Source organism: Paenibacillus sp. NPDC058898 (assembly GCF_049316025.1).
Taxonomy (GTDB): domain Bacteria; phylum Bacillota; class Bacilli; order Paenibacillales; family Paenibacillaceae; genus Paenibacillus_AQ.
Genome location: NZ_JBMOSM010000002.1, coordinates 65,052 through 78,306, shown reverse-complemented (window position 1 = coordinate 78,306; position 13,255 = coordinate 65,052). Strand labels below are relative to the sequence as shown.

Below are 13,255 nucleotides of genomic sequence, written 5' to 3'. Positions count from 1 at the left end.
ATCTATGTGAATGGGAAGGAACAACATAACCTGTACTTTTATTCCTACGGCATTGAATTTTATGAATTTATGTCATGTGTAAGTAACCGACCGGAGAATTTGATTCTCCTTAAACACAAGTTCGAAGATGCCCAGTGGAGTATCCATTCCAGATTAGATTATGTGACATCTCAAGAACTTGATGGATTAGTGGAAGATAGCGTATACGATTATGGAGATTTTTCTGGGTTGATTTTGATAGGGAAGAAGATCTGGTCAAATTAACCAAACTACAAATTGCGGAATTATTAACCTTCGCTCATTTTGCAGAGCCCTTACATGAAATACCGAAAGCTAGGTTTGCTTACTACGCGCATGATGATGGATGGTTCAATAAGCTGTATGTATCTGACCTTGGGGATTATAAGACTCTGTTGTCTAGGGTCATCGTGTCCAAATTACATAGATTAACACGTCGGAAAATGGAAGACCTTCCAGATGACATAGCCGCCATGCTTCTGGAATCGACTAAGGAAGGCTTATTCATCGATTTCTCGAAAATCGTTAAAAGCAAAGCGGGTATAAGCGTACCTGTTACTGCAGTAGGGCATTACTTGGATATGGATAAGGTATATGAATTTAGAGATGAAATCACTGAGTACCAGGTCTGGTTAACTTACTCGAACAGGAAATGGAGTTTTGTCAAAGTAAACTGACATGAAGATGAACAGAAGCCAATCGAAGATAAGACCAGAAGCTTAACATAAGAGCAACCGATGCAGAAGGGGGATCCATTCAAATGATTAAATACAATATTTGTTTTGTTCGGCGCAGTGATGAGGTTTTATTGTTGAATCGTAAATCCCCGCCCTGGATGGGGTGCTGGAATGGCGTGGGAGGCAAGCTGGAGGCGAACGAAACCCCACGAGACTCGATGTTACGTGAACTGGAAGAAGAGACACATCTACAAGACTATAGTCTAACCTTTAAAGGCGTAGTGACTTGGTCCGTCAACGGTTCTATTACGGGTGGTATGTATTTATATCTAGCAGAGGTGCCTGAGGATTACATCTACCATACTCCAATCACGACAGCTGAAGGCATATTGGATTGGAAACCCGTTAAATGGATAACGGACGATGCGAATGTTGGAATTGCAGCCAATATACCGGGCTCGCTCAAACTTATCTTGCATGATCCCAATTGCTATGATCATCGCTGTACATATAAAGACGGTAAGCTCGTCGAACAAACCCCGATTCAGATCAGTGCCTTGATTGAAACGGATGAAGCGATGAGAGAGGCGTTGTTGAAGCCGTATCGGGAAGAGGGAGTTACGATCTAATCTCATTAGAAAAAAATACTCAAACACCACATGACCCGACTTAGATAGGAAATATCTTAGGCCGGGTTTTGCTTTCAGTATGAGGAGCTCTGGAACTCACTGGCAGAGTGAAATAGAATCCTAAAGGTGTTGAACGGATTGAAAAAGGTTGTTACCCCAATAATCATTGTCGTAGAAGTATTAGAATGAAGTAGACGATGAGAACTTTAAGATGATGCTATTACCGTTTAAAGGAGGTGCTGCCTTGTCAGCCATGGACAGTCTTTGTTCCCACTTGCAAACTGCTGCAGCGAATTTCGGCCTGACTGAAGTTATGCCAAAGATCTTAAGCTGCGGAGGAAATATCATCATTCACTTGGCCCCTCATCCGATCGTTGCCCGGGTTGCTGCGTTTACCCCTGAACAAGATCCCAAAATAGGCAAGAAACTTGAACAAGAGCTGCGCGTAGCTTCTCATCTTCACGAGGAGGGAGTTCCAGTGCTGCTGCCTGTGCATTTCTCGCAAGAAGGACCATTTGAGCTGGATGGGCACTGGATGACGTTCTGGGAGTACATTCCTCAAACAGCACTCCCATTCCCTTCACCGAGCGAAGTGGTCAACATAGTGAATACATTAACCCTTGCCATGGAGCAATATACCGGAGAACTCCCTATTCTGGGTGTGTGGGATAGGATCTATCAATCGGTTACGCGATTATCCGATCATCCAGATGATCGGATACAACGATTAATCCACAAATTTTATGAAATAGATCAACAGATGCGCGCAGAATCCCAGCTGTTAGTTCCCAGCCATGGCGATGCTCATGCCCGCAATTTAATGCCGAGCCCAAGGGGCTGGCTCTGGATGGATTTTGAAGATGTATCCTTGATGCCTCGTTACTGGGATCTGGCTTCATTTGTGGCAAATCTGGCTTTATTTAAAGGGGAGCAGGAGCCAACATTCCGGTTTATGATAAGCCGTCCCGACATTGTGGCAGACCGGGATGCCTTTGGATTTGCACTGTCCGCCCGCATATTAATGTCTACACTTGGCAACGTGGATTACGCCATTGCAGGTCATGGGGATATGGAATTCGCCTGTTCACAATTGGAACTTGCAGGGGAGTTTATCTACCGTGTGGAACATATTTGTAAGGGGCCTTAAGTCAGACGAAGCTTGATTAAGGATTCTGAAATCCAGGGAGATTATCAGCATAATGGGCAAATTTATTGAAAAGGCGTTAGTCCCCATATTTTTTGGACTCTTGCTTGCTCCCAAAGACGGTTTAAGATTTGGATCCACATTATTAACAATACTCGCATAAAAACATGCATTGTTCATAGGAGGGGATAAGGTTGAAGGACACAAGCTTGTATTTTTACAATGAGCTATCGGAAACATATCACCTGATATTTAAGAATTGGCCTGAAACGGTTCAATGGCAGGGGGCTTTCTTCGATAAGTTTATTCGTTCGTTATACGTAGAGGGCCATGAGGGTCCGATCGATCTCCTGGATGCATCATGTGGGATAGGAACACAGGCTTTGGGATTAGCGCAGCATGATTTTACTGTAACGGCAACAGATATTAGCCCCAATTCGGTTGAGCGAGCGAAGAGGGAAGCTGACAAGTTTGGGGTACATGTTCGTTTTGGAGTCGCGGATTTCAGGACGCTGGATAAGGATGTTCCTGGACAATTCGATGTCGTTTTGTCTGCTGACAATGCTGTTCCCCACCTACTGGACGACCAAGAATTAAGCGTGGCTTGCCGGAACTTCTATGAGAAGCTTAGAGACAAGGGGCTACTGATTATATCGATGAGGGACTATGACGAGATTCTGCAGAATCGACAGCGCTCCACGTTGCCCCGAGTTATGGATGAAGGAAAACGTATCGTTTTTCAAGTCTGGGATTGGGCTGAAGCTGGCAATCACTATATAACCAACCAATTTATTATGCAAGAGCTTGATGGGTCATGGAAGACTGAAGTCAACAGCACATCCTATAGAGCTTTATTGAGAACGGAATTAAGTGGGCTATTGGAAGAAGCGGGATTCACCGATATCAGATGGCATATGCCTTCGGAATCGGGTTTCTATCAGCCGATCTTGACGGCAAGGAAATTATGTATGAATTCCACCTGGGTAAAATGAGTTCCTTCAATTGCCTTAGTATATGAGGAGGAGTTATGGATGGCAAAATTAACAGGTCACGAACAAGTCGTGGAGTATCTTCACCATCTTGAGCATCCATTAAAGGCTGAAATTGAGGAAGTAAGAAGCTTCATATTAAGCGTCGATGATCAGATAACCGAGCAAATTAAATGGAATGCACCCAGCTTCTGCATTCAGGGCGAAGACCGAATCACATTGAATTTACAAGGGAAAGGCTTCTTTCGCATCATTTTTCATTGTGGGCCAAAAGTTCAAACTCATGACATCAAGGAAGCCATGCCTGAGGATACTCTATTGGAATGGGCCTCTAATGATCGGGCAATCGTGAAGATTTATAATTTAAACGATCTGGAGGAGAAGAAAGAACAATTAAAAGAAGTCATCGTTAGATGGATTGAAGTGACGAGTAAGGGCTAATCAGGGAGTATTGTGGTTGTTGTTCAGCTCTACAAGCAGGCGATTAAGTGAAGGGGTGAATCAGTTGAACAAAGTGATAGATTATTATAATGCCTTCGATGAATGGGGGCGCTTGGATAGGGAGCCCATTGAATTTATCGTCAATTTGCATCATATCTTGAGTATGCTGCCTGAGAAAGGTCATGTGCTGGATAACGGTGCGGGACCTGGGAAGTATTCGATGGAATTAGCGAAGAACGGTTACGATGTGACCTTAACAGACCTTACGCCAAGATTAGTCGAGATTGCGGCTGCTAAAGCCGAAGAATTCAAGTTAACAGGCCAGTTCAAGGGGTTTCACCGTGCCAATGCCAACGATCTTAGCCTATTTCAAGATGAGGTGTTTGACGGTGCACTTATGATGGGACCGTTATACCATTTACAGACAGAATCGGATCGGTCTACGGCTGTCCGAGAATTGAATCGTGTTACCCGAGCAGGCGGTTATGTATTTGTGGCATTCATGACTCGAATTCGGCATCTGATGACATCATTATCATTTCCGGAACAATGGAAACCGAATGATAATATCAGCAGCATTAAGGAATTTGTTAGGACCGGGATATTCAATCATAACGATGAAGGAAGATTTACCGGTGCGTATTATTATAACTTGGAGGACGTTAAGCCGTTCATGGAATCGCATGGCTTCGAGACGATCAAATTGATAGGTTCGTCAAGTATAGCAGGTTCCTTCAAGGCAGAGCAGTTCGATTATTGGCGGTCCCGTGGGGAAGAGGAATTCCAAGAAGTCATGAATCTGATCTACCGGGAAGCGGAGAACCCAAGCATTTTGGGAGTCTCATCTCATTTATTGTATATTGGGCAGAAACGATAAGGGTTATGAACAAAGTAATCAGAAGAATGGTTGCAATATTGGTACTAGTTCTCATCATTTTAGCAGTTACCTGCCCCAATGAGGCCGATTACAACAGATGGTTGTCGAAGGAATATGGAATTACGTGCGTAAACACAGGGATAGAAAATAAATGTAGTAAATCCGGGAAGGACATCCGGTTTAAGTCAGGGCATATAAAACATGCTGCCATTTATATGGGAGTCGAACAAATATATACGGAAGATAACAAGGATTATCAATTACGAGCGATTGGCATTCTGAATACTTTTTTTAAATACTAGACTCTACACAAATAATAAAAATTGCAGGGAAACAGAGGGTAATGATATACCATGAACAACATGATCGTTCACGAAGTTTCCGACCTGGGTGCAGTAGACATCACCGAGCTCCTGACTGAAAGCAAGGAAGAAGGATTTAGGAATATCCATAGGCTAGTGAATGAATATAAAGAGGGTATCAATACGTTTCAGCATGTAGATGAAGCCTTGTTTGAATGTCGAGTTGGTCATAGAGTCATTGGCATTTGCGGGTTAAATCGTGATCCGTATTCTGACGGAAGCATCGGCAGGATCCGCAGACTGTATGTGTTAAAGGAATTTCGGCGTCATGGAGCCGGGAGAAAGTTGGTTGATGCGGTAATTCATATGGCGAGCAGCCATTATACTAAACTCGTCTTGAAAACGGACAATCCCAAGGCGGCTGAATTCTATAAGAATTTAGGTTTTAAGGAAAATGCGGATGATGAACTAGTCACGCATGAACTGGAGTTATGATGTAATCACTAATGTCCCGCCTCGATCTGATAGAGAGCTTTCAACGGTTAAGAAAGGCTACCCTAAAGGCAGCCTTCCTTACCCCTCGTATGCTTGTTGTAACGTCTGCATGTCAATTTTTGATTTCGTCTGGAGTAAAGCTTTCATGACTCGTTCCGATTTTGCCGGATCGGGGTCGGTTATCATTTCGCTTAAATTAGCCGGGACGATCTGCCACGATACGCCAAACTTGTCTTTCAACCAACCGCATACTTGTGCTCCCTCGTCACCGTCCTCAGACAGCATCTCCCAAACATAATGCTGGGTTGCTTCCTCGGCTTGGTGATCAAACCACAAGTTTGGCGAAATCTTCTGGACCCTATTTTTTCATGATTTCAACTCCTTCATCACAGGAATAGTATGTAATGCAATCGTATCATGTCCTTTACCATGATTTCTTACCGATTGCGATTTATTCCTGCCACTTTTGGGTTCGCGTAACAATGCAGTTAGAAAATTGTGCGATGGTTGCAGGATAACGGATGTCTCATGTGAAATCCATTAGGTATAGACGATGGAAGAAAACAATAGGCGACTGGGGTGACTAGTGATGATTGAGGTGCTATTGCGAGATGTGTTCGAAGACGATCTTGCCATATTTTTTGAGCAACAACGAGACCCTGAGGCAAACTACATGGCGGCTTTTACAGCGAAAGATCCTTCGGATAAGGCAGCTTTTGATGCGCATTGGGCCAAAATCTTAGGCGATGAGACCATCATCAAGAAAACCGTTTTATATGAGGGACAAGTAGCCGGGCAGATTTTATTATTCGAACATATGGGTCAGCCCGAAGTCAGCTACTGGATAGGGCGCTAAGGGCTATGCCCATGCTCGTGGTGAAGAAGTGGAAGAATATATTATGAAGCTATCTTTTTAGAATAACGGAGGTTAAAACATTGAGTGGAGGTCATTTCATAATTACGGGAACCTCGAGAGGAATCGGCGAGCAGTTGGCCCACATGCTTCTAGAGAAGGGCCATGCCGTGCATGGGGTCGCGAGAGGAACGTCCGAGAGATTGAGCAGCTATCCAAAATACAGTCACCATGTATATAATCTGAGCGATACGTTGGGTCTGGAGGAGCTTGTAGATAGAGTGTTTGACGAGATTGATGCCGATCATGCGGATATGATCTGCCTTATCAATAATGCGTCCATGCTTGAACCACTGAAGGCCATTGAACTATGCGATGCGATAGATATTCATATGAATGTGCAAATCAGTCTGATTGCGCCGATGATCTTAACTTCCTGCTTCATCAAGAAAACGGAGGGGCTCTCCATTCGAAAGAAAATCATCAACATCTCTTCTGGCTCCGGAACATATCCAGCACCTACGATGAGCGTATACTGCACGGCGAAGGCTGGGATCAATATGTTTACACAGAGTGTTGGGACCGAGCAAAGGAACCGGCAGAACCCGGTGGAGATCATTGCGGTCAATCCTGGAATGGTGGATACGGAAATGCAAAGACTGGCGAGAGGGAAAAATGAGCAGGAATTTGAAATGGCCAAAGCCTTCGCCCATGCGCATGAGTCTGGACAGCTGCTATCTACAGAGGAAATCGGGGCGCATCTGCTACATATCATCGACAAGGATTTTGAACCCGGAAGCACTGTAAATTATAACGATATCTAAGGGGCCTTGTCTTGTGAAAATTGAAGTATATCTTATCTATCGGGGGCTGTTGTCATGATGATGCCAACACATATGTCGCTGTAGGCGGCGTGGTTGAGAATGAACGCGGTGAAATATTGTTGGTGAAGGACCGTAACGGGTGGGTTTTTCCAGGTGGGCAGGTGGAAGCCGGAGTTTGAAATTAAGCTGAGACGGAATATATAAGGACTTCGTATTGGTTTATCATATCGAAAGGAATATTCGCATGGAAGAAGTTATTGTAACACCGTACAATCCGGACTGGAAAGACGAGTTCGAACGGGAAAAAGCTAAAATTGAGTCAGCACTGAAGGGACTTGATGTCCATATCGAACATATCGGGAGCACGTCTGTGATGGGTTTAGGATCGAAACCGATCATTGATATGATGGCTGGTGTTTTGAGTTTAACGATAGTAAATGAACAATATATAGAGAATCTGGCCAGAATCGGGTACGAATATGTGTTTAAACCGGAGTTTCCGGAGCGACTCTTCTTTCGTAGAGGGCAATGGCGGGCGGGGACCCATCATCTTCATGTTTACAAGTATCAAGGCCAACAGTGGAACGACCAGATTTTATTCAGGGAGTATTTAATGAACCATCCGGATACAAGGGATCAGTATTATACCTTAAAAAAAGTTCTTGAGAGTCAATATAAACATGACCGCGTGGCCTATACCAACGGCAAGGCTGATTTCATTCGTGAAGTGATCCATAAGGCAAGGCTTGATGCTGGAAGGAAGTAAAGATGATGTCCGAATATTACTGGGATTCTAAAATCGAATATTTGAGAAATACCAGATGGTTATATTACAACGATGATTATTTGGAGTTTCTAGTGAAGAACGTCTGGAAATTGAATGCCCCCGTTAACATCCTGGATTATGGTTGTGGCTATGGGTATCTTGGACTGAAGCTTCTCCCGCTATTACCCGAAGGGTCAACCTATACAGGGATAGACAAGGGTGAAGATTTGATCAAGGAAGCAAGAGAAGTGTTTGATAAGCTGCCCTATTCCGCTGAATTCATTCAAGGAGATATTGAGGACATGTTTGTGCATCATCAGTATGACGTTGCGATCTGCCATGCATTTTTATTACATATGGCAAACCCTCGGATGATTCTTCAAAAAATGATCGATAGTGTACTGGACGGTGGCCGAGTCATTTGTTTTGAGCCCCATTGGATTGCTAATACGGCAAATTATGGCTTTGATGAAATCCAGCATTCTGAAGTTGTCCCTCTAGGCATATTACAGAAATTGTACGAAGAGAGCGCCAAAGATAGCGGAAAAGACGGAAACATCGGCATGAAGCTGCCGATATTCCTAAGTCAGCTGGGATTACGGAATGTGGAGTGCCGAGTCAGTGACAAAGTGAATTTTTTGGACCAGAATATGGACGCCGCAGAGAAAGATCGGCTTTTTCAGTCCTTGAAGGAAGAAGGCATTGGGCAGGAACTCGAGGATTCGGTTAAGGTAGTGGAGCAGTTGGTACAGAGAGGTTTATCAGTGGAAGAAGCACAAGCCCAATATGCCGCCGAACTTAAGCTGTTTCAGGTGTTTGATAGCGATTCGTGGTTAACTTACGCACCGAATATGAAGATATCTTTTGGCACGGTTAGTCGAGAATAAACGACCTAAGGAGCCCTATGAAAATTGGATTGGTAAGACATTTTAAAGTTATACATGAACTCGATAGAAAATGGATGACGTCCAATCAGTTTAATGCTTGGGTGGAAGCTTACAATAACGCTGAAATTGAACAATCGGACCTGGATTATGGTTTTTCGGAGTGGAACGTATGTATATCCAGTGATTTATCCCGAGCCATTCAGACGGCAGAAACGATATATACAGGCCCTATCATCGCAACGAATCGGTTAAGAGAGATTGAGGTCCAATCGATTCATCCTTTGGGAAATCTAAAGCTTCATTACCATATGTGGTTGCTGATGGGGCGTTTGGCTTGGTATTTGTCTCACGGCTCACAAGCGGAGCGGAGAAGCGAGACACTGGAGCGAGCTGGGCATATCATCGATTGGATCGAAGAACGTTACCATAATCGAAACGTATTAGTGGTTAGTCACGGTGCATTCATGAAAGTGCTGACTCAGGAATTGTCCAAAAGAGGTTACCGAGGAAAGGGATTTGTACAACCCAGGAATGGTGCCATGTATATTTTTGAAAAATAAGCGGGTAAATCAAAGAGAGCCTTGGGTTCTCTTTTTCTGTTGAAGTGTACTGCAGCCCATCCAGGTTGAATTATGATGCAGGATACGGTACCATCATTGCACTAGTAAATGTTGTAATCGGCCAGTAAAGGAGTCGTATCTGCAATGACCAAGGTACTTGTAGTGGATGATGAGATTAGTATCTCAAGCGCAGTCGCTTATGCGCTGCGAAGAGAAGGACATACGGTGGAGACGGCAGGGGATGGGCAGGAAGCGCTGGAGCGTGTGGAATCGTTTGATCCTGACGTGATGGTGCTCGATGTTATGATGCCGAAGCTTAGCGGGTACGATGTTTGTCGCAAGCTCGAGGATCGGCAGCGTCCTGCCATTCTGCTCTTGACGGTGAAGGACGATATTGTGGATAAGGTGCTCGGGCTGGAGCTTGGCGCGGATGATTATATGACAAAGCCCTTTGACATGCGGGAGATCATCGCCAGGGTAAAGGCATTGTCCCGAAGAAGCCGCACCCCTGAGACAGTTGGGCAGCAAGCCCCGGAACAGCATGTCATCCGAATATCCGGGCTTACCATTAACCTGTTGAATCGCACCATTCATGCTGAAGGCAAACCTCTTGAGCTCACACCGAAGGAGTTTGACCTTATGGCTCTTCTGGCTCGGAATCCGGAACGGGTATATTCGCGCGAGGCCTTGCTTGAACAGGTATGGGATATGGATTTTGCCGGCGGCACGCGTACGGTGGATATTCACGTCCAGAGATTGCGCAAGAAGCTGGGAAACCAGCACGAAGTGATCCAAACCGTTTATGGCATTGGGTATAAAAGCACGGAGATTCCATCATGAGCAAAAGAAAGGTCCGTTTCGGCTTAAAGTGGAAAGTCGCACTTCTTCTCGCCTTGCTGTTGATCGCCGTTGTTGTTGTTCTTAGCACATTGGTTCTTGCTGGGATACGGGAGGATCAGCGGGTGCGCCTAGAGCAATCCTTCGCCCGTGAAGCCGAAGCGGCCAATCTCAGGGTTCATCAGGAATTTTTGACGAATCCTCAAACCCAGCCAGATGATTTTATGGAAAATGTCGGTCAACGGCTAGCGGTTGATCTTGGAACCCAGAGCGGCATGCCGGTGACCCTGTATAAGCTGGATGGTACATTCACAGGGACTTCCCTTCCGTTTCAGCCGAAAATGGATGTACAAGATGCACTTGCACACACAGCGCAAGGGCGTTCCGCCTACATTACCGAGGGGGACCAGCTGCTTTATCTCGCTCCGCTTCGGAATATGGATAAACCGATCGGAACGATTCAATTCCACGCATCGCTAGCTGAGCAGCATGCTTTCTATGATCGGATCCAGAACCTGTTTATCGTGACGGGTCTTGCCGTATTGGCCGCGGGCTTCTTAATCGGTTTTCTATACGTCTGGCGGCAGGTTCATGTCATCAGCAGATTGAACCAGGCTGCGCAGAAGATTGGCGAAGGAGTCTATCTTAGCGAGCCGACGGTTAAGCGAAATGATGAACTCGGTGAGCTGGCGCAAGGCATATATGAGATGAGCGGGCGAATTTCCTCCTCGGTGAGCCAGCTCACGGAGGAGAAGCTGAAGCTGCTGGATGCCATCGAACGGCTGCAGGAGCTGGAACAGCAGCAGAAGCAGTTTATCGGGAATATCAGCCATGAATTGAAAACGCCGCTGACTTCCATACTGGCCTATGCGGATTTGCTTGAAATGTATCGCGATGATCCAGCCCTGCTTGAGGAAGCCAGGGGACAGATCAGCAAGGAAGCACAGCGTCTATATCGATTGGTGGAGAAGGCGCTTCAGTTATCGTCCATGGATATTTACGAATTCGAAACCCATGCGGAGCACGTAGAGCTTCTGCCGATTCTGCAAGAGGCGGCAGCCCGACTGGAAGCTAAGGCAGAGCAAACTAACATTGCGATTCAGCCCTCCCTAACGGATGGTAAGGTATGGGCCGATCCGGAGAATCTGATGCACATGGTTCTGAATCTGTTGGATAACGGAATTAAATACAATCGGCCCGGAGGAACTGTCACGCTCTCGAACGAAGTGAAGCAGGATGAGCATGGCCATGATCGGATGATCATCAAGGTAAGTGATACCGGAATCGGAATCCCGGACGATGCCAGAGAACGGATCTTCGATCCGTTTTATACGGTGAGCAGCGACCGCTCCAGGGTTCACGGAGGAACTGGCTTAGGGTTATCTCTGGTACGCAATCTGGCGGAGAAACAGCATGGTTCCGTTCAGCTTGCGGAATCGGGTCCCGGCGGTTCTACGTTTGTGATTGTCCTGCCGATGAATCGGCCACAATCGACAGAGGTTATTTCGACAGAAGAAAGTTCAGACTTAGAATAAGGTCTGGGCTTTCTTTTTTCAAGCTTATCTATTTGTTTACAAGTTCGTTACAAGCTCGATATCGTATCGAGATATTCGCATTCTATACTGAGTTCAACAGGGAAACATGAGGTATGCTAAGACGAAAACTGCAGCTGCCATAAGCTCCTTGGGGGATATACATGGGAGGAACCTGTTATGAAAAACAGACTAGGTAAACATGGGCTCAAGTTGTTGTCTGCTGTTGTTATTGCTGCTGCACTGACAGCCTGCCAGTCCCAGGATCGGTTGACGATTGTGGAGCCAGGCAACAGTGCAACCGGTCAGCCTCCTGTATCGAATGCTGGAGAGACGGCATCGGGGGAGCGCAAACTCACGGTTGTAGAAGGGGCGAGTGGGCAATCCAGTCAGGAAGTGATCGTGAATCAGACGCACCGGATCACCTCGTCCAACATTGAGGCATGGCTGTCGGAGAATGAGGTCAAGGTGCTAACAACCAAACTGATCAAGGAAGCGACCGAAACGGAAGAACCGCAATATGCTTATACCACCGAAGCAGTGAACGTAAGTACAGGTGAGCGGCGTGAGCTCACGAAGCATGAAGAGTCGCATCCAGGCGAACAGCTTGTCAAAGAAGAGATCTCGCCAGACGGTAAATATAGCTTTATTCAGAAATGGAGGGATAAGTACACGGCTGACAATTTCCTGAAGGATTTGAGTACTGGCAAGAGCATCCCGGTTAAGGGTGACAATTACATGGAGATTGGGGGATGGCTGGATTCCGACACCTATGTTCTCGCAGCAGGCTCCATGAGCGGCAAAGGCGATATTCGACTCATTTCCACGGACGGCACTTATACCACCATAGCCATTGAGGATGAGGATGTTGAATTTTACAACCAATTCGGAGCGAGTAAGGGCCGGATCTATTATACCGATGTGAACCAGGTGCTGAAGGTCGTTGAACCCGGACAGTCGAAGCCGATACATCTCATTGAAAATGTATGGAACTTTGCGATTTCTCCGGACAGCGAGTACATTGCCGTTGCGACAGCGACCAACACAGGAGGGGACGAGAGCAGCAAACTGCTGATCTATGATGCTGCCGGAAGTTTGCAAGGTTCACTTATCGGAAAAGGCAATCTGATCTCGTACTTGTCCTGGTCGCCGGATTCCGCCAGAATAGCCTTCGATGTGTATTCGGAGAATGAGAGCGGGATGAACGGAGTGTACGTATTTGATACCTCTTCGGGGAAGGTAAGCTGGATGGCGCCCTATTATTCTGCAGTGCATCCTGCCGCCCATCCTGTCTATCCTCTGACTTGGAGCCCATCTGGAAAAAGACTGGGAATTACGATTGATGATAAAGAAGCTTTAATTGCGACGTATGTGATGGATTTTAAATAGGTTTATATCGAGCTTCATCATATTACTCATCGACT

General features: G+C 45.8%; 15 protein-coding genes and 1 pseudogene. 15 read left to right on the top strand and 1 reads right to left on the bottom strand.

The annotated features are described in order from the left end of the window. Positions 1-778: 778 nt before the first annotated feature. The 6 genes from ACOZB4_RS04485 (at position 779) to ACOZB4_RS04460 (ending at position 5,572) form a co-directional block, all read left to right on the top strand. The gene (locus tag ACOZB4_RS04485; protein ID WP_379407132.1) at positions 779-1,324 is read left to right on the top strand and encodes an NUDIX hydrolase; all 546 of its coding nucleotides are present in this window, start codon (positions 779-781) and stop codon (positions 1,322-1,324) included. 253 nt (positions 1,325-1,577) lie between these two features. Beyond that, positions 1,578-2,471: a phosphotransferase family protein gene (locus ACOZB4_RS04480; RefSeq protein WP_379407210.1), complete on the top strand. Its 894-nt coding sequence runs from the start codon at positions 1,578-1,580 to the stop codon at positions 2,469-2,471. Positions 2,472-2,662: 191 nt separating this feature from the next. Beyond that, entirely contained in the window at positions 2,663-3,460 is a 798-nt protein-coding gene (locus tag ACOZB4_RS04475; protein WP_379407133.1) for a class I SAM-dependent methyltransferase, read from the top strand. Positions 3,461-3,499: 39 nt separating this feature from the next. Then, positions 3,500-3,898, top strand: coding sequence for a DUF1801 domain-containing protein (locus tag ACOZB4_RS04470; protein ID WP_379407134.1), 399 nt, complete (start codon positions 3,500-3,502; stop codon positions 3,896-3,898). Between the two features lie 64 nt (positions 3,899-3,962). Then, complete coding sequence (locus ACOZB4_RS04465; RefSeq protein ID WP_379407135.1) at positions 3,963-4,775, top strand: class I SAM-dependent methyltransferase; 813 nt, start codon at positions 3,963-3,965, stop codon at positions 4,773-4,775. 353 nt (positions 4,776-5,128) lie between these two features. Next, on the top strand, positions 5,129-5,572 hold the full coding sequence (locus ACOZB4_RS04460) for a GNAT family N-acetyltransferase (RefSeq protein ID WP_422759485.1): 444 nt from the start codon (positions 5,129-5,131) through the stop codon (positions 5,570-5,572). Between the two features lie 78 nt (positions 5,573-5,650). On the opposite strand, the gene ACOZB4_RS04455 is transcribed toward ACOZB4_RS04460, so the two are convergent. Further along, complete coding sequence (locus tag ACOZB4_RS04455; protein ID WP_379407137.1) at positions 5,651-5,908, bottom strand: VOC family protein; 258 nt, start codon at positions 5,906-5,908, stop codon at positions 5,651-5,653. Between the two features lie 253 nt (positions 5,909-6,161). On the opposite strand from ACOZB4_RS04455, the gene ACOZB4_RS04450 reads away from it, so the two are divergent. The 9 genes and pseudogenes from ACOZB4_RS04450 (at position 6,162) to ACOZB4_RS04410 (ending at position 13,220) form a co-directional block, all read left to right on the top strand. Continuing rightward, positions 6,162-6,428, top strand: a complete 267-nt coding sequence (locus ACOZB4_RS04450; protein WP_379407138.1) for a hypothetical protein — start codon at positions 6,162-6,164, stop codon at positions 6,426-6,428. Between the two features lie 80 nt (positions 6,429-6,508). Further along, a complete protein-coding gene (locus tag ACOZB4_RS04445; protein ID WP_379407139.1) occupies positions 6,509-7,249 on the top strand; it encodes an SDR family NAD(P)-dependent oxidoreductase in 741 nt (246 codons plus the stop codon). Between the two features lie 54 nt (positions 7,250-7,303). Next, a pseudogene (locus tag ACOZB4_RS04440) lies at positions 7,304-7,422 on the top strand (NUDIX domain-containing protein); the annotation flags it as partial. Between the two features lie 71 nt (positions 7,423-7,493). Next, on the top strand, positions 7,494-8,015 hold the full coding sequence (locus ACOZB4_RS04435) for a GrpB family protein (protein WP_379407140.1): 522 nt from the start codon (positions 7,494-7,496) through the stop codon (positions 8,013-8,015). 5 nt (positions 8,016-8,020) lie between these two features. Further along, positions 8,021-8,902: a class I SAM-dependent methyltransferase gene (locus tag ACOZB4_RS04430; protein ID WP_379407211.1), complete on the top strand. Its 882-nt coding sequence runs from the start codon at positions 8,021-8,023 to the stop codon at positions 8,900-8,902. A gap of 74 nt (positions 8,903-8,976) precedes the next feature. Continuing rightward, complete coding sequence (locus tag ACOZB4_RS04425; RefSeq protein ID WP_379407141.1) at positions 8,977-9,462, top strand: histidine phosphatase family protein; 486 nt, start codon at positions 8,977-8,979, stop codon at positions 9,460-9,462. Between the two features lie 144 nt (positions 9,463-9,606). Continuing rightward, positions 9,607-10,302: a response regulator transcription factor gene (locus ACOZB4_RS04420; RefSeq protein ID WP_076325210.1), complete on the top strand. Its 696-nt coding sequence runs from the start codon at positions 9,607-9,609 to the stop codon at positions 10,300-10,302. Further along, the gene (locus ACOZB4_RS04415) at positions 10,299-11,834 is read left to right on the top strand and encodes a sensor histidine kinase (protein ID WP_379407142.1); all 1,536 of its coding nucleotides are present in this window, start codon (positions 10,299-10,301) and stop codon (positions 11,832-11,834) included. Before ACOZB4_RS04420 ends, ACOZB4_RS04415 begins: the two co-directional genes overlap by 4 nt. A 177-nt stretch (positions 11,835-12,011) precedes the next feature. Continuing rightward, complete coding sequence (locus tag ACOZB4_RS04410; protein ID WP_379407143.1) at positions 12,012-13,220, top strand: WD40 repeat domain-containing protein; 1,209 nt, start codon at positions 12,012-12,014, stop codon at positions 13,218-13,220. The last annotated feature ends 35 nt before the right edge of the window (positions 13,221-13,255 follow it).

Coding starts and splice junctions, on each gene's coding strand:
- ACOZB4_RS04485 (WP_379407132.1), top strand. CDS start 779: ATGATTAAATACAATATTTGTTTTGTTCGGCGCAGTGATGAGGTTTTA.
- ACOZB4_RS04480 (WP_379407210.1), top strand. CDS start 1,578: ATGGACAGTCTTTGTTCCCACTTGCAAACTGCTGCAGCGAATTTCGGC.
- ACOZB4_RS04470 (WP_379407134.1), top strand. CDS start 3,500: ATGGCAAAATTAACAGGTCACGAACAAGTCGTGGAGTATCTTCACCAT.
- ACOZB4_RS04460 (WP_422759485.1), top strand. CDS start 5,129: ATGAACAACATGATCGTTCACGAAGTTTCCGACCTGGGTGCAGTAGAC.
- ACOZB4_RS04450 (WP_379407138.1), top strand. CDS start 6,162: ATGATTGAGGTGCTATTGCGAGATGTGTTCGAAGACGATCTTGCCATA.
- ACOZB4_RS04435 (WP_379407140.1), top strand. CDS start 7,494: ATGGAAGAAGTTATTGTAACACCGTACAATCCGGACTGGAAAGACGAG.
- ACOZB4_RS04430 (WP_379407211.1), top strand. CDS start 8,021: ATGTCCGAATATTACTGGGATTCTAAAATCGAATATTTGAGAAATACC.
- ACOZB4_RS04425 (WP_379407141.1), top strand. CDS start 8,977: ATGACGTCCAATCAGTTTAATGCTTGGGTGGAAGCTTACAATAACGCT.
- ACOZB4_RS04420 (WP_076325210.1), top strand. CDS start 9,607: ATGACCAAGGTACTTGTAGTGGATGATGAGATTAGTATCTCAAGCGCA.
- ACOZB4_RS04415 (WP_379407142.1), top strand. CDS start 10,299: ATGAGCAAAAGAAAGGTCCGTTTCGGCTTAAAGTGGAAAGTCGCACTT.
- ACOZB4_RS04410 (WP_379407143.1), top strand. CDS start 12,012: ATGAAAAACAGACTAGGTAAACATGGGCTCAAGTTGTTGTCTGCTGTT.